The sequence below is a fragment of the Acinetobacter sp. GG2 genome (assembly GCF_000292385.1).
Taxonomy (GTDB): Bacteria; Pseudomonadota; Gammaproteobacteria; order Pseudomonadales; family Moraxellaceae; genus Acinetobacter; species Acinetobacter seifertii.
Map to the genome: position 1 here is coordinate 169,451 of NZ_ALOW01000036.1, position 25,308 is coordinate 194,758.

26 protein-coding genes and 1 other RNA gene are annotated in these 25,308 nt (G+C 38.6%); 11 read left to right on the forward strand and 16 right to left on the reverse strand.

The genetic code is table 11. The features are described from left to right. Nucleotides 1–4: 4 nt before the first annotated feature. Nucleotides 5–3,220 carry a lytic transglycosylase gene (locus tag B554_RS0112115; protein WP_019458253.1) on the reverse strand — a complete coding sequence of 1,072 codons (3,216 nt, stop codon included), beginning with the start codon at nt 3,218–3,220 and terminating at the stop codon, nt 5–7. A gap of 232 nt (nt 3,221–3,452) precedes the next feature. Here B554_RS0112115 and dnaQ point away from each other — a divergent pair, with 232 nt between their 5' ends. The 3 genes from dnaQ to nudC all read left to right on the forward strand — a co-directional run bounded on the left by dnaQ (nt 3,453) and on the right by nudC (nt 7,352). Then, a complete protein-coding gene (gene dnaQ / locus B554_RS0112120) occupies nt 3,453–4,832 on the forward strand; it encodes a DNA polymerase III subunit epsilon (RefSeq protein ID WP_025465205.1) in 1,380 nt (459 codons plus the stop codon). Nucleotides 4,833–4,965: 133 nt separating this feature from the next. Continuing rightward, on the forward strand, nt 4,966–6,609 hold the full coding sequence (locus B554_RS0112125) for a hypothetical protein (RefSeq protein WP_019458255.1): 1,644 nt from the start codon (nt 4,966–4,968) through the stop codon (nt 6,607–6,609). After that, nucleotides 6,609–7,352 carry an NAD(+) diphosphatase gene (gene nudC / locus B554_RS0112130; protein ID WP_019458256.1) on the forward strand — a complete coding sequence of 248 codons (744 nt, stop codon included), beginning with the start codon at nt 6,609–6,611 and terminating at the stop codon, nt 7,350–7,352. The genes B554_RS0112125 and nudC overlap by 1 nt, the downstream gene beginning before the upstream one ends. A 26-nt stretch (nt 7,353–7,378) precedes the next feature. Here nudC and B554_RS0112135 read toward each other — a convergent pair whose 3' ends face one another. From B554_RS0112135 to B554_RS0112145, 3 genes are all read right to left on the reverse strand, one after another. Then, nucleotides 7,379–8,242 carry an alpha/beta hydrolase gene (locus B554_RS0112135; RefSeq protein ID WP_004702996.1) on the reverse strand — a complete coding sequence of 288 codons (864 nt, stop codon included), beginning with the start codon at nt 8,240–8,242 and terminating at the stop codon, nt 7,379–7,381. A gap of 3 nt (nt 8,243–8,245) precedes the next feature. After that, nucleotides 8,246–8,956, reverse strand: a complete 711-nt coding sequence (locus B554_RS0112140) for a BON domain-containing protein (RefSeq protein ID WP_004702998.1) — start codon at nt 8,954–8,956, stop codon at nt 8,246–8,248. Between the two features lie 78 nt (nt 8,957–9,034). Continuing rightward, nucleotides 9,035–9,436 (reverse strand): YraN family protein, encoded by a 402-nt coding sequence (locus B554_RS0112145; protein ID WP_004703001.1) that lies wholly within the window; start codon nt 9,434–9,436, stop codon nt 9,035–9,037. Between the two features lie 190 nt (nt 9,437–9,626). Here B554_RS0112145 and rsmI point away from each other — a divergent pair, with 190 nt between their 5' ends. Both rsmI and B554_RS0112155 read left to right on the forward strand, forming a co-directional pair. Next, the gene (rsmI, locus tag B554_RS0112150) at nt 9,627–10,463 is read left to right on the forward strand and encodes a 16S rRNA (cytidine(1402)-2'-O)-methyltransferase (RefSeq protein ID WP_019458257.1); all 837 of its coding nucleotides are present in this window, start codon (nt 9,627–9,629) and stop codon (nt 10,461–10,463) included. Nucleotides 10,464–10,557: 94 nt separating this feature from the next. Beyond that, nucleotides 10,558–10,944, forward strand: coding sequence for a hypothetical protein (locus B554_RS0112155; RefSeq protein ID WP_019458258.1), 387 nt, complete (start codon nt 10,558–10,560; stop codon nt 10,942–10,944). Between the two features lie 2 nt (nt 10,945–10,946). Here B554_RS0112155 and B554_RS0112160 read toward each other — a convergent pair whose 3' ends face one another. Next, nucleotides 10,947–11,837, reverse strand: coding sequence for a LysR family transcriptional regulator ArgP (locus tag B554_RS0112160; RefSeq protein ID WP_019458259.1), 891 nt, complete (start codon nt 11,835–11,837; stop codon nt 10,947–10,949). A 107-nt stretch (nt 11,838–11,944) separates the two neighbouring features. Between B554_RS0112160 and B554_RS0112165 the strand changes: the two genes are divergently transcribed. Next, nucleotides 11,945–12,547 (forward strand): LysE/ArgO family amino acid transporter, encoded by a 603-nt coding sequence (locus B554_RS0112165; protein WP_031944947.1) that lies wholly within the window; start codon nt 11,945–11,947, stop codon nt 12,545–12,547. Between the two features lie 59 nt (nt 12,548–12,606). Here B554_RS0112165 and B554_RS0112170 read toward each other — a convergent pair whose 3' ends face one another. Beyond that, on the reverse strand, nt 12,607–13,248 hold the full coding sequence (locus B554_RS0112170) for a cation transporter (RefSeq protein ID WP_019458261.1): 642 nt from the start codon (nt 13,246–13,248) through the stop codon (nt 12,607–12,609). A gap of 65 nt (nt 13,249–13,313) precedes the next feature. On the opposite strand from B554_RS0112170, the gene B554_RS0112175 reads away from it, so the two are divergent. After that, nucleotides 13,314–13,715 carry a MerR family transcriptional regulator gene (locus B554_RS0112175; RefSeq protein ID WP_019458262.1) on the forward strand — a complete coding sequence of 134 codons (402 nt, stop codon included), beginning with the start codon at nt 13,314–13,316 and terminating at the stop codon, nt 13,713–13,715. Between the two features lie 53 nt (nt 13,716–13,768). Here B554_RS0112175 and B554_RS0112180 read toward each other — a convergent pair whose 3' ends face one another. The 5 genes from B554_RS0112180 to B554_RS0112200 form a co-directional block, all read right to left on the reverse strand. Further along, nucleotides 13,769–14,020: a hypothetical protein gene (locus B554_RS0112180; RefSeq protein WP_004703010.1), complete on the reverse strand. Its 252-nt coding sequence runs from the start codon at nt 14,018–14,020 to the stop codon at nt 13,769–13,771. Nucleotides 14,021–14,229: 209 nt separating this feature from the next. Next, complete coding sequence (locus B554_RS0112185) at nt 14,230–15,462, reverse strand: FAD-dependent monooxygenase (RefSeq protein ID WP_019458263.1); 1,233 nt, start codon at nt 15,460–15,462, stop codon at nt 14,230–14,232. Next, complete coding sequence (gene ubiH, locus B554_RS0112190) at nt 15,459–16,667, reverse strand: 2-octaprenyl-6-methoxyphenyl hydroxylase (RefSeq protein ID WP_019458264.1); 1,209 nt, start codon at nt 16,665–16,667, stop codon at nt 15,459–15,461. Before ubiH ends, B554_RS0112185 begins: the two co-directional genes overlap by 4 nt. Nucleotides 16,668–16,697: 30 nt before the next feature. Then, complete coding sequence (gene pepP, locus B554_RS0112195) at nt 16,698–18,020, reverse strand: Xaa-Pro aminopeptidase (protein WP_019458265.1); 1,323 nt, start codon at nt 18,018–18,020, stop codon at nt 16,698–16,700. A 67-nt stretch (nt 18,021–18,087) separates the two neighbouring features. Then, entirely contained in the window at nt 18,088–18,720 is a 633-nt protein-coding gene (locus tag B554_RS0112200; RefSeq protein ID WP_019458266.1) for a UPF0149 family protein, read from the reverse strand. 64 nt (nt 18,721–18,784) lie between these two features. Between B554_RS0112200 and B554_RS0112205 the strand changes: the two genes are divergently transcribed. The 3 genes from B554_RS0112205 to ssrS all read left to right on the forward strand — a co-directional run bounded on the left by B554_RS0112205 (nt 18,785) and on the right by ssrS (nt 20,002). Next, nucleotides 18,785–19,345 carry a hypothetical protein gene (locus B554_RS0112205; protein ID WP_004703019.1) on the forward strand — a complete coding sequence of 187 codons (561 nt, stop codon included), beginning with the start codon at nt 18,785–18,787 and terminating at the stop codon, nt 19,343–19,345. Beyond that, the gene (locus B554_RS0112210) at nt 19,342–19,626 is read left to right on the forward strand and encodes a cell division protein ZapA (RefSeq protein ID WP_004703022.1); all 285 of its coding nucleotides are present in this window, start codon (nt 19,342–19,344) and stop codon (nt 19,624–19,626) included. Before B554_RS0112205 ends, B554_RS0112210 begins: the two co-directional genes overlap by 4 nt. Before the next feature lie 192 nt (nt 19,627–19,818). Then, nucleotides 19,819–20,002: non-coding RNA, 6S RNA (gene ssrS, locus B554_RS18660), on the forward strand. Nucleotides 20,003–20,136: 134 nt separating this feature from the next. Here ssrS and B554_RS0112215 read toward each other — a convergent pair. The 3 genes from B554_RS0112215 to B554_RS0112220 form a co-directional block, all read right to left on the reverse strand. Continuing rightward, the gene (locus B554_RS0112215) at nt 20,137–20,457 is read right to left on the reverse strand and encodes a hypothetical protein (protein WP_019458267.1); all 321 of its coding nucleotides are present in this window, start codon (nt 20,455–20,457) and stop codon (nt 20,137–20,139) included. 73 nt (nt 20,458–20,530) lie between these two features. After that, complete coding sequence (locus tag B554_RS19150) at nt 20,531–20,644, reverse strand: hypothetical protein (RefSeq protein ID WP_081400373.1); 114 nt, start codon at nt 20,642–20,644, stop codon at nt 20,531–20,533. 108 nt (nt 20,645–20,752) lie between these two features. Beyond that, nucleotides 20,753–21,094, reverse strand: coding sequence for a hypothetical protein (locus B554_RS0112220; protein ID WP_019458268.1), 342 nt, complete (start codon nt 21,092–21,094; stop codon nt 20,753–20,755). Between the two features lie 237 nt (nt 21,095–21,331). On the opposite strand from B554_RS0112220, the gene B554_RS0112225 reads away from it, so the two are divergent. After that, the gene (locus B554_RS0112225) at nt 21,332–21,916 is read left to right on the forward strand and encodes a 5-formyltetrahydrofolate cyclo-ligase (RefSeq protein WP_019458269.1); all 585 of its coding nucleotides are present in this window, start codon (nt 21,332–21,334) and stop codon (nt 21,914–21,916) included. A gap of 117 nt (nt 21,917–22,033) precedes the next feature. On the opposite strand, the gene tpgA is transcribed toward B554_RS0112225, so the two are convergent. Further along, nucleotides 22,034–22,813 (reverse strand): trimeric autotransporter adhesin/peptidogylcan-associated protein TpgA, encoded by a 780-nt coding sequence (tpgA, locus tag B554_RS0112230; RefSeq protein WP_019458270.1) that lies wholly within the window; start codon nt 22,811–22,813, stop codon nt 22,034–22,036. Nucleotides 22,814–22,875: 62 nt separating this feature from the next. Further along, the coding region (locus B554_RS0112235; protein ID WP_019458271.1) for a YadA-like family protein at nt 22,876–25,308 on the reverse strand (2,433 nt) is incomplete at its 5' end.

Genomic DNA, 25,308 nt, shown 5'->3' on the forward strand with positions numbered 1-25,308 from the left:
TATTCTATAAATTAGGCACTTTTATGATATCGCCAATACGCAATTGCGTCGACGGTGTTAGGTTATTGAGTTCCGCGAGTAAACTGGTTTCTAGACCATATTTACTTGCAAGACCAATTAAAGTGTCGCCACGTTTAACTTTGTATTCCACTACAGTTTTTGGAATCACAATATTTTGACCGCGCTGTAGACTAGCATTTGCTTTTAATGCATTCATTTCAGCAAGTTCACGAACTGAAATACCTGCACGACTCGCAATCGCATTTAACGACTCGCCAGCTTTAACCGTATACTTTTCAGTATTTTTACCTGCTGCAACAGGTTTAGCAGATGATTTTGCGGTATCAGCTTTCGCTGTTTCTACAGGCACATCACCTGTTAGTTTTAAATGCTGACCAACACGTACAGTGCTGTTACGAGACAAGCCATTTAATGCAGTTAGATAATCTAACTGTAAATGATAACGGCTAGCGATGCTTCGTAAGTTATCACCAGACTTAACGGTGTAAGTATCTGGTGTTTCATCTTTAGCATTTTTAGTAGCAGCCTTGCTCGGTGTTTCAACCTCACCTGTCAATTTTAAACGCTGACCAGCACGAACACCTGCTGTACGTGATAATCCGTTTAAATCGGCCAAATAACTGGTTTGTAAGTTATATTTAGCTGCAATCGCATGTAAGCTATCACCAGACTGCACAACATAGTGTTCTGGAACACTTACACCCGCAGGTACTTTCAAGTTTTGGCCAAACTGGACATGGCTACTCGCTTTTAAGTTATTCAGTTCTGCAAGTTCAGCTAAGCTAATTTTAGACTTGGTGGCAATGCTTGATAATGTATCACCGCGTTGCACTTTATAGCTTTCAGTCTTATACGACGGCCCTGCTGCAAGTTTTTCATACTTGCCAGAAGCTTTGTTGTCATCAGATTCATCAACAGCAACTTCTTTTGCAGGTACATTAATTTTCTGGCCAGCCATTAAATTACTACCAGCTGATAACCCTGGTGTTAACTCTGCCAATTCCTGATTAGATAATGCATAACGATCTGCAATTAACTTTAAGTATTCGCCACGTTTAACCGTATAGCTCTTTGTTGCAATACGACGTGTACTTGCCTGAATAGCTTTAGGCTCTGCCTTAGCAGAATTACGGTTACCTTTAGGCTCTTTCAAATGCAACTTCTGACCAACAAATAGACCATCACTGACAGATAAATCGTTATATTCAGCAAGCTGTTTCACAGACAAATTAAATTGATTTGCAACGCCTGTTAAACTGTCATTTGCCTGAACAACGTAAACATCAGGTTTAACTGTTGATTTAGCCGTAGACTCAACGTCTTGTGGTTTAGCATCGTATAAATACAGGCTAGTTCCTACAAACAGCGTCTTTTCTGGATCAATCTGGTTCCACTTGGCAACATCACGCCAGTTGACCCCATTTTTCATCGCAATAATTGCTAATGTATCGCCCGGCTGTACAGTATAGGTACTACGCTTGCCTTTAGGTTGTACAACGACAACATCAGTATCGGTTTTAATGTAAGGCTTATCTTTATTGCGCTGTGCTTCTTCAGAGTTTGCAACACTTGCATCTTCAGTTAACGTTTTTGGATAAGCAAAGCCCTTACTTAACTCTTTACCTTGCTGTTCAGCAACGGATTGACTTGTCTGAATCGCAGTTAACTTAATTTTGCCATCGTAAGGATCAACAATTTCGGTACCTTGCGGTGCAATTGCCTTTAACTCAGCAACCACTTGGTCTTTTTCAGCTTGAGTGGCTTGTGGTTGTAAAGCTTGCTCAACTGTTTCTTTCTCACCTTCAGCACGAACAGCCGCTAAAATTTTCTCACGTTCATGTGCTGAAATTGGCGGTTCTGTTCTTACTGGCTTAACATTGGTCGCAGGTGTCACTGCAACTGGAATACGAGGTGCACTTGGCACATCAGCTGAGGCTGCAAAAGCAGCTAAAGCATCAGAACCACGTGGTGTTGAGGTTTTTACCGATACAGAACTGCCCGTTGTTCTTGTAGGAGTTGTAGGTCTTACAGGCTGAACTTGAGTCGCTGGTGATGTTTTAACAGTGACTGAGGTTGAAGTCGTTGTAGTTGGCTTAGATGGCGATGTGACATTTGCCCACCAACCTGAACCACCACCAGATTTCATTCCTTTTAATTTATTATCCACTGAAGGGCTAATATCAGCAGGAATTAAAATACGCATTGGGCTTGCAGGGTCTACTGTTTCACCACGATAACCTGGGTTTAATGCATATAACTCGGCACGGCTAAGACCACTAACCGATGCAATTTCATTTAAAGACAACGGCGCAGACAATGTCACTTCACGGAAGTGGGGTCTGTTCGCAATTGGTGGTAATGAAACCCCGTAAGCACGTGGATTTTTAATAATTTGAGCAACTGCCAAGAAACGTGGAACATAGTTCATAGTTTCTTGTGGAAGTTTTAGTGACCAATAGTCAGTTGGCAAACCAGCAGCTTGGTTACGGTTAATCGCCTGTTGGATACGACCCGGACCAGCATTATAGGCTGCCAAAGCCAATTCCCATGAACCAAACTGGTTATATAAGCTGCCTAAGAACTCATATGCAGCACGTGTAGATTCAACAACATCACGACGGCCATCATACATACCCGTTTGTTGTAAACCATAAATACGGCCAGTACTTGGAATAAACTGCCATAAACCTGCTGCTGCCGCACTACTTGTTGCAGCAGGGTCATATGAACTTTCAATTACCGGTAATAACGCAAGTTCAGTTGGAAGACCACGGCGTTCTGCTTCTTTAACAGTATGATATAAATAACGACTTGCGCGAGCACTTAAACGGTCAAGGTAGGGCTGACGTGAAATAAACCAACTACGCTGTGCTTCAATACGCGGATCCCAATGATCGAGGTCCATTTTGAAGCCCACAGCCATACGCTTCCAAACGTCACCGTGTTTTAAAATAAGTAAACGATCACCCTCTACAGCACGCATATCTGTTGCTGAAAGTAAATCTTCTAACGAGTCTAGACTGCTTGCATCAAGATAGCCTGCTCCACTGACCTGTTTTGTTTTCGAGGTTTTTGCAGATTGCGGAGTCGAAGAACAGCCTGTTGTAATACCCAACGCAGCTAAAGCAGAGCTAAGGACTGTAATTTTGAATAATGATGCTGCAGATGGCTGCCACACAAATGTGGTTGGTTTATACATAAAAACTTCCAAACAACTCGCGTAATATTTCTTGGGGTCTGCCCACAAACCCTAGGTCTTCGATGCCATTGTAGTAAAGCATGCAAGATAGACAAGGCAATAATTTAATGTCATTTGCATGGAAATGTTACAAGAAATTAAAAAAAGCTTGCTTTGTAACGATGGAACCGAACTTTTTGCGTATACAATACACCATATTCAGCTCTTTTTCTTTCAGTTTAGGTTTCGATTTATGTCTCAAACAATCACACTGTATGTTGATGGTGCATGTCGTGGCAATCCCGGTTTAGGCGGTTGGGGTGCATATGTCATTACCGAACAGGGTGAACATAAATTATTTGGCGGCGAACCCGATACAACCAATAACCGTATGGAACTTACTGCGGCGATTGAAGGTGTTTCTTTTTGCCCACCCGATGCACAATTAATTATCTGGACCGACTCAAATTATGTAAAGCAAGGCATTACAGAATGGATTCATGGCTGGAAAAAGAAAAATTGGAAAGATGTTAAAAACCCTGACCTATGGCAAAAACTTGATGCTGTTTGCTCAGGTAGAAATATTGAGTGGAATTGGATTAAAGGCCATGCAGGACATCCTGGCAATGAAATGGCAGACCAGCTTGCAAATTTAGGTGCAGATAAAACTGCTCAAGAACTCAAGCAACCACAGTCTGTTGCTGCACCGCAAGATATAAAAAAGCCTGAACAGGACTGGTTACTAGATGATCCTTTCGGGTTTGATCTGGTTGAAACAACCGAAGATGAAGATGTCGCTCTTGAAGCATCACAAGAAGTTGAGATGATTACTGTAGACGAAGAAGTAAATGAGATTGAAGCTGTAGAGCAAGAAACAAAGCAGCAAACTAGCAAGATTCATCCTCAAATTGTTGTTACCGAAGCAAAGCTTAAATTACAAGGCCCTCGCCAGCTCATTCTCGATACTGAAACGACTGGTTTCTATTTCCAAGATGGTGACCGCATTATTGAAGTCGGTGCAATTGAAATGATTAACCGTAAGCTTACGGGTAGTTCAATTCACATTTATATTAACCCACAAAAACCTGTGGGCGATTCAGAAAACATTCACGGTATCAGTGATGATTTCTTAAAAGATAAACCCCTCTATGCAGACATTGCAGATACTTTATTTGAGTATCTAAAGGGTGCAGAAATTATCGCTCATAACGCGACTTTCGATATGAACTTCTTGGATATGGAGTTTAGACGTGTTGGGTTACCTGCTCTTTCCGAAGTTTGTGAAGTCACTGATACTTTAGCACTTGCAAAAAACAAGCATCCGGGACAGAAAAACTCACTCGATGCCCTAGTCAGACGTTATGAAATTCCAGCTCGTGACCGTACTTTCCACGGTGCGTTACTCGATGCTGAAATTCTTTCTGATGTTTACTTGGCAATGACCGGTGGTCAAGTTTCCTTTGATATGGATGCTCTATCGCAAAGTGAAAGTGACCAGCAAAAAACCACTAAAGCTAGAGTTCAAATTGATTTACCCGTTATTTACCCTTCAGATGAAGAGTTGAACATACATGAGACTTGGGTCAAAGAATTTGAGAAAAAACATGGAGAACCTTGCCTTTTTGCAAAATAAATTTTTGATTCTCTAGTGTTTTTTTAGTTTCCCCTTTTGCAAGTTAAGTTATATTAGTCGTATAGATTTTTAGCTCAAACTATTGAGCCATGACGAATATAACAATTGATTTTTTTTGCAAAGGGGAATTTTTATGTCTGAGCATAATTCGATTCAATTTGATCCAACAGCGTTGCTTATTATCAAGAATGAAATTGATAACTCAATAAAACTGGTAGAAGGTGCTGTAAGTACATTAATTGAAGAACAAGCTCTCCCTTTTGGAATTGATGATGCGTTAGAACAATTTAAACAATGCACTCAAGTATTACGCCTTATTGATATCCCCTATTTAGCAAAAATTACTCAATATTCAACTGAGTTGATGCAAAAAATTATGGCTAAGCCAGAACACATCAACACCGATGAGGTTGTTGCTCTTAGTGAAGGCACGACCATGGTGAAACGCTATATTGAATTTATTTGTTTACGTGAAGTTGAAGTACCCCAGTTTCTTTTGGACACTCTAAACAATTTGGAAAAAGCCTTAAATAAACCATTAACATCATCTGGTCAGCAGATTGCTTCAAACCTTACAACAACTTCACTTGAGTTACCGTTACCCGAAGTGCTCATTAATGAGAAAACTCAGTTTATCCATCAGCTTTATAAATTATCTTTGCATCAATTTTTAAATAAAACTGAAACCACTCGAGACTTTCAGGCATTCAAACTTATTGGTAGCTATTTAGTCAGCATGGCTCATGGTCAACCAAGCCAACAATATTGGCAATTGGTTAACTCTGCCTTTAATCACATTGATGAACTTGTTTTAAATGATGCTCGCTTACGTGTATTCATTAATCTTGAGAGCGCTATAGGTCTATTTTTAGCATCGCCAGAAAGCTTTGAGGCAAACTTAACTGCTCTAGCAGATATTATTAGTATTGTGATTGGACAAGAAGACCAACTTGCGCAGCAAATTCGTGGGCAGCTAAACATTGGTCGTGAGTTCCTTACCGATACTCAACTTAAAGCACTGAGCCAACATTTGTATGGTCCAGACTTTGATACCATGCAAACGGTAAGTCAATTGATCTTAGACGAAATGAACAAAGTTCGTAATGATATTGAATACAACTACCAAAACATGTCGCCAGAAAAGGCTCAGCAACTTCAAAGCAGCCTTATGCAGCTTGCTCATACCTTTAACTTACTCAACTTAAATGAAGCAGCAGCCGAGCTTTCTCATCAAGCAAGCAGCTTAAGTCAAATCAATATATTGAGTAATGAAAATTACGCTCAGCAACTGATGAAGAGTATTTTATCAGCGATGAATGCCATTGGTATTTTGGTACGAAATTATTCTTCTAGCCGTCTACAAATTCGTGTAAACAACACCAATATCTCTTTAGATCGTTTGGATGAAGCACATCAAACCTTATTAAATGAGACAAAAAATTTAATCGATTTTGTATGCCAAAGTTTGACTTTATATGCCAACGATCATACTCAGAATATTGAAGCAATTGCAGGCTCTTTAAAAGAGTTGGCTGGTGCAGCTGAATTTTTAGGCAGTACGGTTCAACAAAATGCTTTGCTTGAAACTGCTAAATTTGTACAACAGCAAATCGATCAGAACCAACCTTTTAGTCATGATCAGATTCACTGTATTTTTAACGTATTAGCTGGACTAGATATGTTAGTTGACAATTTAAAAAATAAACAGCCTGTTCTACAATCCATGTTTGATGTAGCATTGCTAAGTAGTCAACAACTTCAAAAAAAGGCAGCTTAATGTCTGAATTATCACTTGCTTATATTTTTCATCATCAACAATTATTGGTTGACCAAAACCTTCAATTACCCAAAGTCGAAAAGTTAGCAAGTGATCTGCTTTTCACTCATAACGAACAGGTCATTGCACGTGACCTACTGAGTGAAGAGGCTATACCAGAAGGTCTGCAACTCGTTCCCATACGTCAGCTTATTTCCAACTGGTCAAAAGAGCAATTTTTACAGGCAAGTCGTGCTGTACAATTGCTCGAATGGCGACGTAACCACAAGTTTTGTAGTCATTGTGGACATGCCACAGAAGTCCACTCAAGTGAATATGCAATGGTGTGCCCTTCTTGTGGGTATCACCAGTATCCTCGTGTCAATCCATGCATTATTACTATCATTACTAAAGGTGATGATGAAGTATTATTGGCGAAATCAATTCACAATAAAACCAACATGTATGGTTTGATTGCAGGATTTGTCGAAGTTGGCGAAACACTCGAAGAAGCGGTACAACGTGAAGCTTTAGAAGAAGTGGGTATTAAACTCAAAAATATTCAATATATGTCAAGCCAGCCTTGGCCTTTTCCAAGTAATCTCATGATTGCTTTTAGAGCTGAATATGAGTCAGGCGAGATTTCTTTGCAGGAAGATGAAATTGCCGATGCACAATTCTTTAAATTTGATCAGCTTCCTGAAATTCCATTTAAAGGCAGTATTGCACACGCAATGATTACGCAGATTACTCAAGCAAAGTAATCTGCGCTTTCTAACACTCAATGGTTTTAAAATACTTCATCAAGAAAATGCAAAATGGTTCGTTTTGTTTTGAAGTAGTGACTTACAAAACTCGATAGGCTGGCCAAAATCGTAATATGGCCAGTTTTAGGGATAATAGCAATATGGCTATGATTCCCCTTCTCTCTAAGAGCTTGATCCATATCTAAAGTATTATGTTGCTTTACGATCTGATCATTTTCAGCCATGAGTAGATAATGCTTAATATTATTTTGATTTACAAAATAATAAGGCATCACTTCTTTATAAGAAATGTCCTGATCAAAAGCATCTTCAGCAAGCGGATCACCTTTATAATCAAAATGATATGGTCCAGCTAATCCAACTATTGCCTTAATTTTCCCTAAACATTCAATTTTAGTGGAATCAGGGTGATAAACAGCAGACATTACATTAAATGCACCTGCCGAATGTCCCATAAGCACAGTATTCTCTGTCGAGATTTCTAATTTTTCCTGATTTTGATGCAAATAATTTAACGCTTGCGTTAAGTCCTCTACATAACTTGGAAAAATATTCTTTGGCGCAAGCTGATAGTTAATGACAGCAACGTCATAACCTTCCTTTGCAAAAGCTTCACCAACAAATAAATAGTCTCGTTTATTACCATGTTGCCAAGCACCACCATGTACAAAAACAATGAGTGGTCGATGAGCTAAGCGCTTAGTAGAACGATAAATATCTAGACGATGGCGAGGCTTTAAGCCATAACGCACATTTAAAACCTGCTCGAAACCATCTTTTGGTGTAAAACGGTTTAAAGCAAAGCTCCCCAAATCATACAGACGGAACTCTTTATAAAGAGTTCTCGCCTGCTCAATTTTGCTTTGTAATTGTTCAATCAAGTTCATATTTTATTGTGCAGTAGATGATGCTGGATCTGCTTGGTCCGGATCAATTGCAACAGGAGTTTGAACTGTTGGTTGAGCAAGAACATTATTTATTACTGGCGTAGTCGTTGCGTTGCCAGTCGATGCTGCTGGAGCAGGTGCTAAATCAATGTTATCAATAAGCGTCACAATTTTGGTCACGTTACCCACATTTTGAAGCACACTGTTTAAATCATTAATTTCAGCAGTATTTAAACGACCCATCACGTATAAAACACCATCTTCGGTATGAACGAGTACTTTACTGTCCGATACAACTGGTGCTTTCATTAATAGAGCACGTGTATTTGCAGTTACACCAGCATCTTGCATGATCGTGTTATAGCTTACTTTGTTACCTACCGTAATATAGTTATGTACGGCTTTCACATCACTCATCGCTTTAACATTATCTTCTGCTAGCTGTTTCAAGTAAGGGTCTGGCACCTGACCTGTTAACAATACTGTGCTATGAAAGCTTTCGATGTTAATGCGAGATTGTTTAAAACGCTGATCAAGCTTATAGAGGTTAATATTCGCTGTACGTTTAATTGAAGAGTCAATGAATACCTGACCTAAGCTACGTACACCACTATCTGTTCCAACTGGAGCTGTACCTGTTCCACCAGAAATAAAACTTGCGCAACCTGACAAACTTGCGACACAAAGCGCTGTTACAGCAATACGTTTCAACACTCCACCAGACTCCTATCAATCTCTTCTTGGCTTGATCATAAACATCGGTTTTAATTTGCTCAAAAGAGTAATGAACTCTTAATCCAAAGTAAATGCATTTTCGATCCATTGCAGATCATAATGGAATTTCGAAAAGTCTTGCTGTACTGTTTTTGCAATTTTCTGTGGAAAATCAAAACAAATCACATCAAAACGACAATAAAAATCCTGATAAGATGGGTAGCGCTGTAAAAACCTCATCGCCGTTTTAATTATTTTTTTCTGTTTGCTTACAGTGACCATTTCACAAGCTTGTCCATAATTTCCCTGCCCACGCGCTTTTACCTCAACAAAAATCAATTCGTTACCGCGTTTTACAATCAGATCAACCTCTCCACGGCGTGAATGATAATTACTGGCGACCCATTCATAATTTTGTTCTTTTAAAATTTTTAATGCCGTTTGTTCAGCCCATTGCCCGAGCTGCTGCGCGACTAACATAATTTTCCCCATTAGAAATGTAAATACTCTCAATGCTTGCTCTATACATTTTTAATTTTTTTCAATTGAGCAAATCAAAAGCAGATGTCTTAAAAAGTAAAAAAGCCCAATGACATTGTTCACGCCACAAAGATAATTTCGGGTACACTAACCGATTAAAATTGTTTATCTGTACGGAGTAAAAAACCAAATGAGTGCTCAGTTATTTGTTGTAGCCACCCCTATCGGGCACTTAGATGATATGACTTTCCGTGCAATTGATATCTTAAAATCAGTTTCTATTGTGGCTGCCGAAGATACACGCCAGTCGGCTCAATTATTTAAGCACTATAATATATCTACTCCACTTACAGCATGCCATGACCACAACGAAAGCAATAAAATTGAACAGTTAGTTCAAAAGTTACTTGCTGGTGAAAATATTGCTTTGATTAGCGATGCAGGTACGCCGCTTATTAGTGATCCCGGTTTTAAACTGGTTCGAGCTGCACAAGAACATGGTATTAGAGTTGTACCTGTACCCGGTGCATGTGCTGCAATTGCTGCGTTAAGTGCGGTGGGCTTACCAAGTGACCGTTTTAGTTTTGAAGGCTTTTTACCATCAAAAGCTTCACAACGTATTACACAACTTGAAAAGCTTAAAAATGAAACTCAAACTTTAATTTTTTATGAAGCACCTCACCGTATTTTAGAATGCGTAAAAAATATGGCTGAAGTATTTGGTGAAAACCGCCCTGTCGGTTTCGCACGTGAAATTACCAAAACTTTTGAAACCATCAAGAAAATGACTTTAAAAGATTTGGTTAGTTTTATAGAAAATGATCACAATCAAGAAAAAGGTGAAATTGTTCTTGTGGTTGGTGGTGCAGCAGAAAAAACAGATCTGGAACAAGAAAAACTAGACGAACTTTTAAAACGCTTACTTCAAGATTTATCTGTTAAAGCGGCATCTCAACTTGCTGCCGATTTAACAGGTATTAAGAAAAAAGTCGCTTATCAACGTGCACTTGAGCTGACACAATCTTAATTTTTTAACTAAGTGTGGCGATGGCAAATACTTTATGCCATCCCGCGCATGAATTTTGCATAATAATATTAATCATAAAAACAAGAGCATTGATATGGCTGAACAGCTTGGGAAACTTGGCCCCCATGAAGGGCAAGAACTAGAATTATTATTGTCTGGTAAGAAACCAATTGCTTTATTTTATGACTTATTACCTACTGAATTTGTAAAGCACCTTGAGCAAGGTACTTTAACTATGCTCAGTAAAGATATTGAAACATCTTTACCTGTACCTTTTTCAATTATGCTGATCTATAAAGATGCCTCTTTAACAAATTTGAATGAACTCGTGTTATGTATTGAAAAATCAATAAAGGAAACTCAACTTGAAGACCGCTTAGCACTAGACCGTAGAATCGGACAACTTTTAGGTTATTCAGCGCAAGACATAGAGTTTTATATTCAACACGTTTCAAATTTTTATGCACGCTCACAGACTTAAATTTATCTCAATATCTTTTTCGCTGATTGAACAATTGTTTCGGTCAGCACATCAAGTTGTTTCGACTGTCTTTTCCAGTGGTGCCAATACAAAGGAATATCAAGTTGAGCCTCAGGCATAATATCAATAAGTGTTCCGTTTTCGAGTAATGGTTGAACTTGAAGCTCTGGCACCATTCCGTAACCTAAACCCAGCTGAATTGCTTTGACGAAAGCATCTGTTGCCGGAATAAAACTATAAGGATAACTCTGCATCGGTAAACCGTATCCTTTTAATAAAACTTCCGAATGCATTAAATCTTTATGATTAAAAATAACTGCTGGTGTTTTTCTTAAATTTTCTCGGTTAATTCCTCCACTAAACCACTGGTTTACAAATTCGACCGATGCCAGCATTTTATAGCGCATTTTACCAAGAGGCTGAGCTAAGCAACCCGCCATAACCTGCTCTTCTGCTGTGATACATGCATTAACCTGCCCCGTTTCTAGCAAAGTATGCGTGTGTGATTGATCATCAATTTTTAGCTCTAACACTATTTTTTCTTTAAACAATGTTTGCTGAATAGTTGGTAAAAGCCAAGTTGCTAATGAGTCTGCATTTGAAGCTAAAGCAATTTTATAAAATTCCGATTCAGAAGATTTTCCCGTTAAACCTTGTAAAAGATTTTGCTCCATTAACCTTGTATGACGTAAATGCTGGAGCAAGGTTTGTCCTGCTTGTGTGAGTACACAAGGGCGGCCCCGTATAATTAAAATCTGACCCAAATATTTTTCTAGTGCTTGTACACGTAGTGATACAGCAGAAGGAGTTATACATAAATGCTCTCCTGCTGCATCAAAACTCCCGACTTCTGCAACAGCAAGAAAAGCTTCACATTGCTTACTATCTAACATATACAAACCTAAATTATTTTTAGCCAAACCTAAATATTCTTAATTTTACTTATTTCCCAATAAAAAGTCAGATAATTCCCGCATCTGATTTTTTCTGCTTAATGGTTATGCTTTCTCTGAGTGTGTTTTTTAAAGGTTTAGGTATTGGTAGCGGCCTAATCGTAGCGATTGGTGCCCAAAACGCTTTTGTTCTAAAGCAAGGACTTAAACAGCAATATGTATTTTGGCTATGTTTAATCTGTGCCTTGTCTGACTCGATTTTAATTGCTTGCGGTGTATTAGGTTTTGCCGAAATTATGACTGCATCACCCATCTTAATCTCGGTCGCTAAATATTTAGGGGCAACATTCTTATTCGTATACGGTGCAAAAGCATTCTATGCAGCGTTTAAAACGAACCAAGGCATGGAGCTTCAAGGCAGCCCAAAACAAACTTTAACCCAAGCACTAGTGACCTGCCTTGCCTTTACTTGGTTAAATCCACATGTCTATTTAGACACCATTGTACTGATGGGTTCGGTTGCAACTCAGCTAGAAGACAAACTTAGTTTTGCTTTGGGCAGTATTCTTGCTTCTTGGATTTTCTTTTTCAGTTTAGGTTATGGTGCAAGATTACTAAAACCGTTATTTACCAATCCAAAAGCTTGGAAAATTTTAGACTTTCTTATTGGTTGCGTTATGTGGAGTATCGCAATTTCGCTTCTCATCTAATGTATTCAACCATTAAAAAGTACCATGTTTAATGGTACTTTTTATTTATGCAATCAAAATTAAGCTTCTGAACCTAACATCACTTTTGACTGTTTTCTTTCCTGTAATGATTGCTTAATCACAGCATAGCCGGAAGATACACCTAAGTATGCAATCACGAAGGCTACCAATAAATCCGGAAATACGGTGCCTGTTCCAAACACACCTACAGCAGCAAAAATAACAGCAATGTTCGCAATAGAGTCATTTCGACTACACAGCCAAACAGAGCGCATATTGGCATCACCATCCCTAAATGCATAAAGCATAAGCGCAACAGAAACATTCGCAATTAAGGCGATTACCCCAATTGTGCCCATGACCATCGGTTCAGGTGAAACGCCATGAAAAAATGACCATACAACTTTTGCAATGACGAAGAAACCAAAAGCTGCCATGGTTAATCCTTTAACCAGTGCTGCGGTTGCGCGCCAGTAAAGGCTCATCGAAAGTACAACTAAAGACAAAGCATAATTTGCTGAATCTCCTGCAAAATCGAGTGCATCTGCCCACAATGAAACAGATTGGGCTTTATAACCGCCTACTATTTCAACCACAAACATGAGTGCATTAATCACAAGTGCAATCCACAACGCCTTTCTAAAACGTGGGCTGACTTTCTTTGTAGGGGAACATGTTGAAGCACATCCACATCCGGCCATTTTATTTCCTCAAAAACTCTTTTATAGTGATTAAAAACCCTTGAGTAGCTCCAGAGTCAAGTCTTATGAGTCTTTCTATTGGCCAATTATCAAAAAAAGCGGATATTCCTATCGATACTATTCGCTATTACGAAAAAGTAGGTGTGCTGGACCGTATTCAGCGCTCAGAAAATAATTATCGTATTTACACAGATCAAACGCTCGCGGACCTATTATTTATTAAACATTGCCGCGAATTAGATATTTCCCTTAACGACATTAAAACGCTAAAACAGATGAAAGCTCAGCCGAAACAGGCTTGTACGGAAGTTGATAATTTGGTGAATAAATATTTGATCGAAGTATCGGAAAAAATTGAACGACTTTTGCTTTTAAAAGAAACACTCATCGATTTAAAACAACACTGCTCTACCGACCGCACAGTAGACGAATGCGGCATTTTAAAAGAACTGCAAAATAACCTTTAACTCAATTTAAAAGCCAATAAAAAAAGCATCACTCATGTGATGCTTTTTTAATATTAATGGTCGCTATGTTCGTCTGGCGGAACTTCAGTAATTCTCCCACCGCGAGCTAAAAATGCAGCAACCTCATCTTCCAATGCTTGGCGCTGTTTTTGTTTCGCAGTTACGGTAAGCGTTTCTGCTTCTGCAAGATCGGCATCCGTTAAGTTGCCTGCTTCTTCATCAGCCGCGCCGCTCTCAGCCGCTTTGGCTTCATCTTCATCTACAGCAGAATCTTCTGCATCTTCATAATCATTGATATCTGTCATATTTACACTCCCCACAATGATTTGTATTGCATCATCGCTATGGCCTTTGAGACCTCAGAAATTTAGCAATCTCTTTGCATTTAGCAAAGAGCCAAATTGGTCAAATCCGTATCTTTTCTGACCGAATTGGTAATGATATATAAATGATTGTTTAAAAAATATCTACTGATATTTATTTAGACCAGTAGAGCATAAACTTCGTAATTATTTTAACGACTATACAGGGTGTTTTGTAAAGCCCCTAAACCGTTCGCTTGTTGCATAAAACGCTCTTTTAAGAACGAAATTTGTTCAACCTGCTTAAGTCCCGCATTTCGAGCCAAAATAAATGGGAACAACTCAGAACTTTCTAGCCAACCAATCGCAGACATGCTGTGCATCATCGCATCGTTTTGTCCTTTACGACGGTGTTCATAACGTCTTAATGTTTGTTCATGCGCCCACACACCACGGCCTAAATCATGCAGTAGCGCATCACAGAGTACAGCGGCATCTAAACAGCCAATATTTACCCCTTGTCCAGCAAGCGGATGGATAACATGAGCGGCATCACCGATTAGGGCTAAACCAGCCTTCACATATTGTTTTGCAGCACGAGCCTTAAGTGGGAACTGTGCTCTTGAACGAACATCGAGCACTTCACCCAACATATGCTGGCTTTCACGAGTTAGAAGCTGCATAAATTCAACATCACTTAAAGCCGAATATTCATCGGCATAATCATCTGGCAGTGTCCAGACAATTGACTGCCAGTAACCATTTTCACTTGCATCCAGACTCGCCATTGGCAAATATGCCAAAGGTCCAGTAGGTAAGAAAATTTGACGAGCAACATGCTGATGCGGCTTAGACGTTTTAATTGCACAGCTGATGGCTGCTTGTTTGTAATCTAGGACATCTAGGTCAATAAAAGCTTGCTCACGTACAAATGAATTGGCACCATCTGCACCAATAAGCAGTTTAGTTTTAATTGTAGATCCATCAGCCAATTGGATATGCCAGCACCCAACACCTTGCTCAATACGCGTAACACGAACTTCAGTACGATAATCGGTTAACTGCTCTAGCATCTTTTGCTGAATGGCAACATTCAATACGCTCGGCTCAACCATAGAACCTAAGGCTTGCTCTGGCATTGGTCTTTGTACAGACTCATGGCCAAAATTAATTTCACCATAGCCATTTAGATTCCACACCTGCATGCCGGTATAAGGCATTTGACGTGCTAAATCATCCCAAACATTCACTATTTTAAGTAAATGAATCGTCGCTTGGCTAAGTGCTAAAACACGTGGGTTCATCACACTTAATGTTTTTTCAACATCAAGTACAGGGGCAGCATCAAGCACGGTAGGCTGTACACCACCTTGAGCAAGTAATAAAGCAGTTAAGCCACCGACCAGTCCACCACCAACAATAACGACATCTAAGACTTCACTCATGCTTTTAGCCCCATTGCATAGTTCGCTACCAGTGGCTTAACACCCGGAATAACATCAAATGCAATTAATCCCGTATTACGGATTAATTTTAATAATGGGTTTTGGTTACTAAAACCGCGAACAACAGTATCGCAGAACTTAATTACTCGCTGTTGGTCTGATAAACGTGCTTGTTCATAGGCAAGCAAATTATCTGGGTTACCAATATCATCAGATGCGCTTAGCTGATTTACCAAATAACGTAGCAACACATCTGCATCACGCAGGCATAAATTAAAACCTTGCCCTGCAACTGGATGAATGGTGTGCGCTGCATTGCCCATTAAAATAACGCGCCCAACCGCTTGTTTATGCGCAAGCACTTGTGAAAGCGGATAGCTAAAACGTTTGCCTGTTTTTTCAAATTTACCTGCTCTGTCACCATAGGTTTGTTGCAAGGCACTTAAAAAATGCTGGTCGTTTTCTTCACCTAACCACTTATCTTCAGTACCCTTTTTAACAGGCCATACCACTGAGCGACGATATTCACCCGGTAACGGCAATAAAGCTAAAGGTCCTAATGCACTAAAACGCTCAAACCCTACCTGCTTATGCGGTTTTGAAGTCTGAACAGTCGTAACGATCGCAACCTGATCATAGTCGTGGACATCAACACCCACACCAATTGCTTGACGGCAGAAAGAGTCGCGTCCATCTGCTGCAATTAATAATTTTGACTCAAGCTTTAAAAGTTCATCACCACGCTGAGCTTCGATATGTACTTGTTCAGCATCTTGAGTTAAAGCAGTGACTTGTACGCCATCAATTAGCTCAATCAAAGGTTGTTGGCGTACTTGAGTTAATAAAACACGACCGAGCCACGCATTCTCAATGACTTGTCCAAAGCTTTCGACTTTTTCTTGTTCTGCAACTAAACGTGCTTTACCAAAACTGCCTTGCTCAGTAATGTGAACTTGTAAAATTGGAGTGGCGTGCTGTTGTAATGCATCCCATAACCCCAGCTTCTGATAGATCTGTACGCTACGACGTGATAAAGCCGTATTACGTGCATCGAAACTAGAATGGTAAGGAGCAACATTCTGATCATCATAGTTTGGGTATTTCACAGCTTCTAATAGCTTGACTGCGATATTAGCCTTCGCCAGCATCAGGGAAAGGCTCAAACCCACCATACCCCCACCTACAATAATCACTTGTTGTTGCATCGAATTTGCTCCTTTGGCGAATACGTTTAATTATGCTTTAGCTTGCGCCATTAAATGTTCAATATCTGCAATATCTTTAACTACGTCAGCAGTTAAAACTCGTGGGCCTTTTGAGGTTGCGACCACATCATCTTCAATACGAATACCAATACCACGCCATTTTTTATCTACAGTTTCATCATCTGGTGCAATATATAAACCTGGTTCAACAGTAACCACCATACCTTCTTCATATTGGCGCCAATCGTCATCTTTTTTATAAGAACCGACATCATGTACATCCATACCTAACCAATGGCCTGTACCATGCATATAAAACTGACGATATGCTTCAGTTTCAATCAGTTCACTCACATCACCTTTGAGCAAACCTAAATCAACTAAGCCTTCAGTTAAAATTTTGACTGCAACCTCATGAGGCTCACGGTACGCATTACCAATACGTACTGCGTCTATCGCCGCATATTGAGATGCCAGTACCACTTCATACAATGCTTTTTGTTCAGCACTAAATTTTCCATTTACAGGAAAGGTACGAGTAATGTCCGATGCATAAAACTCATATTCACATGCAGCATCAATTAAAACCAAATCACCGTCCTTAAGAGGCTGGTTATTTTCAACATAGTGCAAAATGCAAGCGTTAGCACCACCACCGACAATACTGTTGTAAGAAGGCACACAGCCATTTTGCCCAAATATATAATTAAGCTCGGCTTCAAGAGCATATTCCATCATGCCGGGGCGAACTGTTTGCATCGCACGGGTATGTGCCTTAGCACTAATTTTTGAGGCAATTTGCATTAGCTCAATTTCTTGTGGTGACTTGATTAAACGCATTTCATCAATAATGCGATCAAGTTGAACCAACTGAGCTGGAGCAGCTTCATGACGGTGCTCTGCATTCGCTTTTTTAATCCATTGGCTTACTCTGGCGTCAAATGCAGCATTGTGCCCAATTCGATAATAAAGGCGTTCTTTGTTTAATAATTTTTCAATAATTTCTTCATCAAGCAGATCAATAGCATAGGCTTCATCTGCCTCATACTCTTCAATTGCGCCGTCAATTCCCGCACGGTAACCATTCCAGATTTCCATCTCACGGTTACGTTCACGACAAAACAGACTATAGCTATAGTCAGTAACGTCATCAAAGGTTTCTATAACAGCTACTGCCTCAGGCTCTGCAAAACCAGTCAAATAGAAAAAACTACTATCGGCACGGAATTTATAATCCGCATCACGATTACGGTACATTTCCTCACGCGTTGCAATAATCGCAATGCTGTTTGGACCCATTTTTTCTGCTAGACGATTTCTGCGATGTTGAAAATCAGCTTGAGGCAATTTCATAATGATCTACTTGATTTAGAATTTTAAAGTCAAAAAATTAAACACAGCCAATAACACATCGCCTCAATTAACTTGGGCGATGTGGTGTAAACATTTCTACAATATTTTGATCTGTAGTGCCTACAGCAGAAGTTTTACTTTTTGCATAAAAGTTTTTCAATAATGAACTTTCAGCAACTGTTACTTTCTTTCTGCCAATAGATAAACTCACAGGAATAAGGCGTACAAATTCGTACAATTCTTCGTAACTGCTTTCGCCTTCTTCGTCGTTATCAGAGTCTTCAAACTCTACTGCTGCTACATCTTGCAAATGTTCAATTAATTCGCGCTCATCAGCACGGACATGACCCGATGCCAAACCAAAGCCAAGAACAACACCCGCACACCAGTCTGATAATGCTTGTACGCGATCTTGTAGCGTATGCTCATCATCTGGAAGCATTGGTAAATAGTCCAATTCATCTTCCGATAAAGCATGAGCTACATCTTCTGTTTCATCAGTTAAAAGCGCTAAAGCTTCTTCATTTAAATCAGGTACATTAAGAGTTGTTAAAATTTGTGTCCATTCTTCACGCGTTGGCACTTCTGTCACACAAACAATACCTGTTAGTAAACCATGTAACTCACTAGGGCTTGAAATTTCTTCAATTCCTTCAAAATGAGCGTTCCATTCTGTCCAGCCTGAAATATCGTCTTGCATTCGTTTATCCAATCTCTATACTTCGTATATATTACCTTTGATTGCAATTCTGTGCGACCTCGTTATGTTAGAACAATTACAGCGGCTACAAGCGCATATTGGCGTTTTAAAAACACGCTTACATCATCTAGAGAGTGAAAATTCTACTCTCTCGGAAGCTAAAGAACTGGCTGAAACAGAGCATCACGCACAAGTTGTGCAAAAAAATAGCATCATTACTAAAAAACAAGAGGAAATTGAGACATTAACTGAGCAATTGACTCAGTTACAAGGCCAATTTCAACAATTGAATCAAGATGCTAATACACTTGCTGAACGTTATAGCCGTCTAGAAAAAAGTACCACTGATTTAAAAAATCGTTTTCAAGAAATTTTGGCAGAGCGTAATGAGTTACGTGTAACCAAAGAAAAACTTCAGTCACATCAACGACAGACTCAACAAGAGTTGCATGATTTACAGCAAGATCGTGACCGTTTGTTACAAAAAAATGAACTTGCCAAAGCCAAAGTTGAAGCCATTATTCAACGTTTAGCAATTTTAGGTACAGCTCAAGATCAAAATGCACAAGAAATTCAGCAACTTGCTCACCCAAATGCTGAAACTGGCGAGGAGACGCAATCATGAGTGAACAAGTCATGGTAGAGCTTCGGCTTATTGAGCAAACTTTTAGACTTGCGACTACCTCTGATAAAAGAGAAGAACTTGAGCGTGCGGCTGAACTTCTCAATGAGAAATTTAACGAAATGCGTCGCAGTGCTCCCCGTGTTGAGCACAACAAACTGGTCATTATGGTTGCCCTACAGCTCACCCAAGAAGTATTAAGCTTGAATAAATCTTTGCAAGAATATACACACTGTGAACGTCTACTACAGGCAATTTTGGAAGATGTTGAACAAACTGTTTAATTAACCTCTTTCAACAAAAAATGCCTTGCGCTATAAGTAATAGAGCAAGGCATTTTTTTATTGAAGTTACCTCGTGTGTCTCATGATTACTATATGTACTTTTAGTGTACAAAGCTTCATCAAATGAAGACTAACTTTACAGTTCAATAAACTCAGACGATTGCCAACTGAATAAGATCGTTTATAATTAAGCTATCTCTGGGATGTTCGCCAGCGGGTCTATTCCCCTGCCGATACTTAAACTTATGGATTGCGTTCTGTATATTTAGAGTGTATGCCTACCTTCGAGTAGGAAACCCAGCAAGTATACGTCGCGTCCACCTTGAACTCATCGGGTTCAGGGTAACGACACATGCAGCGGCATCTTCGGAGTATTTATTTTCTAGAAAATAAGTATAAATATAATTTTTATTTCAAATTAAAGTCTCTATACAGACCTGTCAGTCTACCCTCAATTTTATTTTCCATTCATTAGTTAAACTTAAAAATCAGTGAATTATCATCTATTAATTATTGTGCATTTCTTTTCAAACATTCTTGATACCACCCTGTTTGAAAATCTTCGATAGCTTTCCGTTTAAAAAAACTCGTTTTGAATACTTTTGCAGCATAAGCTGAGTTAATTAAGTCTTGATAAAACTGCTTTGCTTTTTGATCTGTAAGACTATCAGCAATTTGTTGCAATTCCTGCGCTGGTACTTTTTTCTGTCGAGCTTCCATTACGTTGTAAGCAACTTTTTTCACGATATTACAAATATCTGGATCATCTGTATTGTCATTAGCATAGCAACCCGTTGCAATAAAACTTATTAATAATATTTTAAATTTCATATCCCTACCTTGTATTAATTATTCAACTTCCATTTAAGATAACGAATAGATAAAATAATTTTTCTTTAAATGTTCATGCAGGATTGATGACATAAAAGTAAATCATCATGACCACTAACAAGATAGAAGCAAGTGTTAAATAGGTACCAATCGTATTAAAACTCCGCAAAAATTTTATGATTTGCATTTCAAGTCCAGTGAAAAATTTAAATAATGAACATCAATAAATTTAGCATATCTAAATAATGCCAATCAATTCACAATTATTGATTTTTACGTGACACTATGCATTTTTTCAATTATCGCATTTTATTCCTAAACTTCCTTTATAGTAATCCGTTGCACTTTTCAAATCTGAAAGTAGTTTCTCTTCAGTATAGGGCTTTGGTGAAATTTTCATTAAGGCAGGCATGTACTTTTTTTTGTAAAGATCAGGATAGTCGTGACATAAAATTTTAACCTTAACTTCCTGCGGTGTTTTAGGATTATCCAATTGGTCTAAATACTCGCCAATTTTTTGGTCAGATTCTTCAAATTGAGCTTTATAGTCAACTTGAGGAGCTTCTGAGTCTGCCTGTTTGGTACAAGCACTCAGTAAAGCAGTACACATCATCATCGTTAAAATTTTTAACTTCATAACCTTCACAGTTTCATACTCATCTTTAAATATACTTATCCTGATTACATGTAAATAAATACTGTAGATACGTAAAAAAGCTAAAAAACTTATATAGATGCCTTTTTTAGAAAAAATTAATTTTTATGCTATCGATTAAACTATATTGTTTTTTTATAATACTTAAATTTCGGTAAAACTATAGAAAAATAGGTATAATTTTGGACGACTGATTTCAAATCTTTATTAGATTTATACATGAACGAACTAAGTTTTATTAGAAAAAATTTAAGATCTAAAAGACGTTCTTTAACCCAATTTGAGCAAAAACAGGCTCAACTTAACGTTTTACATTACCTAAATAGACTTCCTATTTTTCACTCCTCAAAAAAAATTGGCTTATATCTACATGCTTTCGGTGAAATTCATACTGATCTTATTATCAAACTCTGCTTTAAAAATAACAAAAAAGTCTATTTACCTATGATTTGTTCAATGAATCAACGTTTAGTATGGATAAAGATCAATAAAAACCAATATTTAAGTCGACGTTTTTCTCATCATCCACTCGGAATGAAAGAACCTATGGCAACGCGAGGAAAACATGTCTCAGAGCTTGATTTACTGCTTATGCCGCTTTTAGCTTGTGATCACTACGGGACACGTATTGGTATGGGAGGTGGCTATTATGATCGTACATTGGCAAGTACTGAGCATAAACCTTACCGTTTAGGATTGGCTCATCAATTTCAATTTATTGAACACACGTTAGAACGTCAAAGCTGGGATCAACCCTTAGATGGCTTACTCACACCACAGAACTTTTATTATTTTAAAAGATGATTTTTATATAAAATTTATAAAAAATAATATTTTTAAATATATCCTTTTACTTTGTTAGTCCCTTAAAACGAAAAAGTAACCACCTTATGGATGATTACTTTGCCGTGACAGACCGTTTTACCAATTGATATTAACACGTCTATTTGGTGCTAAACATTGAATAAGTTGTGAACTATTGTTACCGCTACACTGTTTATATAAATCGGTCTGACTATTTGCCTGTATTTGGATTCGACTTGCTACAATACCCTGTTGCACCAATAATTTGGCAACAGTATTAGCACGTTGTGAAGACAATTGTTGGTTATAGCTAAATTTACCTAACCGATCCGTAAAGCCTGAAACAATAATAGGATTCCTTGTTTGACTTTTTTTAATCTGCTCAGCAATTTTGGTAATGCTCTCAGCACCTTTTTCAATAGCACTCGCATCAAATCGATCAAAGGCAAATAAGACACTCGCTGTACGATCTGCAATTACAGTGCTATGTGCTGATGCCTGATTATTTTCTCCCCAAGCAACCAAACCTTCACAAGCCTCACCTTTCCAAGATAAACGTTCTGTTAAATAGCGCTTATCAAAATCAACACGTAACTGGCAACGTTGGTACTGGTTTGTGTTAGGAATACGGACATCTAATACATAGTTCCAAACTTTTACTGCAAAAAGTCCTTCACTAAATTGCGGATTGCCTAGTAAAGCTCGAATTTGGTCTTTATTTAGGCCTTGGTCTAAACGTGCAACATCTTGGTATTCATAACGTTTTACTTGTTTCAAATAGCTTTTTTCAATCGCTGGAAAATGAATTTCCTGTAGCTGAGCTGGTTCATTTGCATAAGTTGTTACCGTGAAACCAGCAACAGCTGCTACGACTAAGCTTTGGATTGTTTTATTCATTTCTATAATCTCTTTAATCTGTCGAGCAAGGAGAGCATTGCTACTCTCCTAACCAGTTTTTCTTAGTTAATAACACCACTAATACCAATACGAACGCTTGGCTTACCTTGAGAAGCAGCTGCTACACCACCTGTGATTGACCAACGGCCATTGTCAGAGGTTTTACGTAAGGTCACACCGACTGCGTTCTCACCACCATGATATGCAGCGCCTACAGCATAGGTATATTTACCTGCTACAAACGGCGCATTTTCTAAAGCCATAGCAGCAGCAATACCCGCATTGGCTTTTTTCTCAACGTCATCAATACGTTTATTGGTGTCATAGAATACTTGTTGTAACTGATCTCCCAGATTGGTAATTTTGTTGCCTAATTCTTGGTTCGACTGATTTAATGTACCAATGGCATCATTAATATTGTCTTTACCCGTTCCACCAATATTCTTAGTCGTGATTGAACCATCACTATTAACAGTTGTATTTCCACCGATACTGTTTTTAATACTGTCTGAAATATTGTGAATCTGACCACCATTTACGGCTTGGTTCGAACCAGCTTTAATCTCGCCATCTTTAACACCTTGGACAACTCGATCACCGTCTTTACCAGCCATATTTACGCTAGTACCACCCGTGTCTTTACCGACCGTGATTTCACCATTTGGTTTTTGCTGTTGAACTAAACCTGCTTTACCATTAGAAATGTTGTCAATGTTGTTCTGAATGTTCTTAATATCATTCGAATTCTTATCGACCTGATTTTGAACATTCCACAATTGACCACCATTTACGGCGTCTTTAGAACCTTCAGCAACTTTACCATCAGCTACATTTTTCAGGTTTGTACCTTTATCTCCACCACCTAAAGTGACTGAGTTCTTATCGACATTGCCATTTTTATCTTTGTCATACTGCACAGCATGATCAGAAAGTTTGCCAATATCTTTACCAATTTGATCTTTAACTTCATTAATTTGCTTATCTAACTGGCCTTTATTGACTGCGTCTTTTGCATTAACCCCATCTGCAACATTGGTAATTTGCTTACTTCCAGCATCAATACCATTAATTGTGATGCTTGGACCACCTTTAATGATGAGACCTTGCTGATTCAAGATATGACCACCGACATTTACACTGTCGAATTTCACATCTTTTAGCATCTCAATTTTGACGCCATCTTCTGTGGTACGAGTAATAATGTTTTCGCCACTGGTTTTATCTTCAGCAGTTTCTGGATTAGCCCCACCTACAATATTAATGGTGTCACCAAGCTTACGGTGGACAGCTTTACCCTGAGTTGCTTTCTGGTCATTCGCACCAAAATTCAGCCCTTTTTGGGTCAAGTCATTTACACCATTTGTGACTTTGTCATCTACAGATTTGATTGCGTCATTGATATTATTTTTACCTGTTCCACCAATGTTATTGGTGGTCAGACTACCGTCTGGGTTTACAACTGTATTTCCACCAATACTATTTTTAATACTTGTTGAGATGTTATGAACCTGACCGCCATTTACAGCATCTTTAGAGTTTTGTGCAATCACGCCATTCGCGACATTGGTAATTTTCTTACCACCAGCATTTATACCGTCTTTAGTCATGCTTGGACCATCTTTAATAGTCAAACCATTATGATTAAGTACGCTATCGCCTGTAGTAACGCTATCTAAAGTTAGATCTTTCTTGGTCGCTACCTCGTAGTTAGTACTGCCATCTTTATTAACAGTTTGTTTTACAACAATGTTGTTGCCTTCTGTTACGGTCGTTTTTGCTTTAGTTGCAGTATTTTTTACTTCACTAATTGCATCATTAATATTGTTTTTACCTGTTCCACCAATGTTATTGGTCGTCAGGCTGCCGTCTGGGTTTACAACTGTATTTCCACCAATGCTGTTTTTGAGACTGTTTGAAATATTATGAATCTGGCTACCATTTACTGCTTCTTTTGAGGTAGATGAAATATTGCCTGCTTTCACATTATCTAAAACCGTGCCGTCTTTACCTTTTAAGGTAGCTTTATCTTTGGTCTTGGCATCGTCGTATTTCACCGCAGCATCATCAGTTGCATTTTGCTTGGCAGCAAGATCATCTAACTGACCTTTATTCACTGCATCTTTAGCATTTACACCATCAGCTACATTGGTAATTTGTTTACCACCTGCATTAATACCTTCTTTAGTAATGCTTGGGCCTTCTTTAATAGTCAAACCGTTATTGTTCAAAGTGGTATTGCCAGTAGTCACACTGTCAAACTTCGAGTCTTTTAATAGCTCAATCTGAATACCATCTTGAGTCGTACGGGTAATAACATTTTCACCGCTTGTTTTCGCAGCTGGAGTTGAAGCAGCCGCACCACCTACAATGTTGAGCTTCTCACCAAGTTTACGGTGTACATCTGCACCGCTGTTACCAGCAAAGTTCAAGCCTTTGTTTTCAAGCTCGGTCTTGGTGTTATCAATTTTGCTATTCAATTCAGTTTTCGTATTACC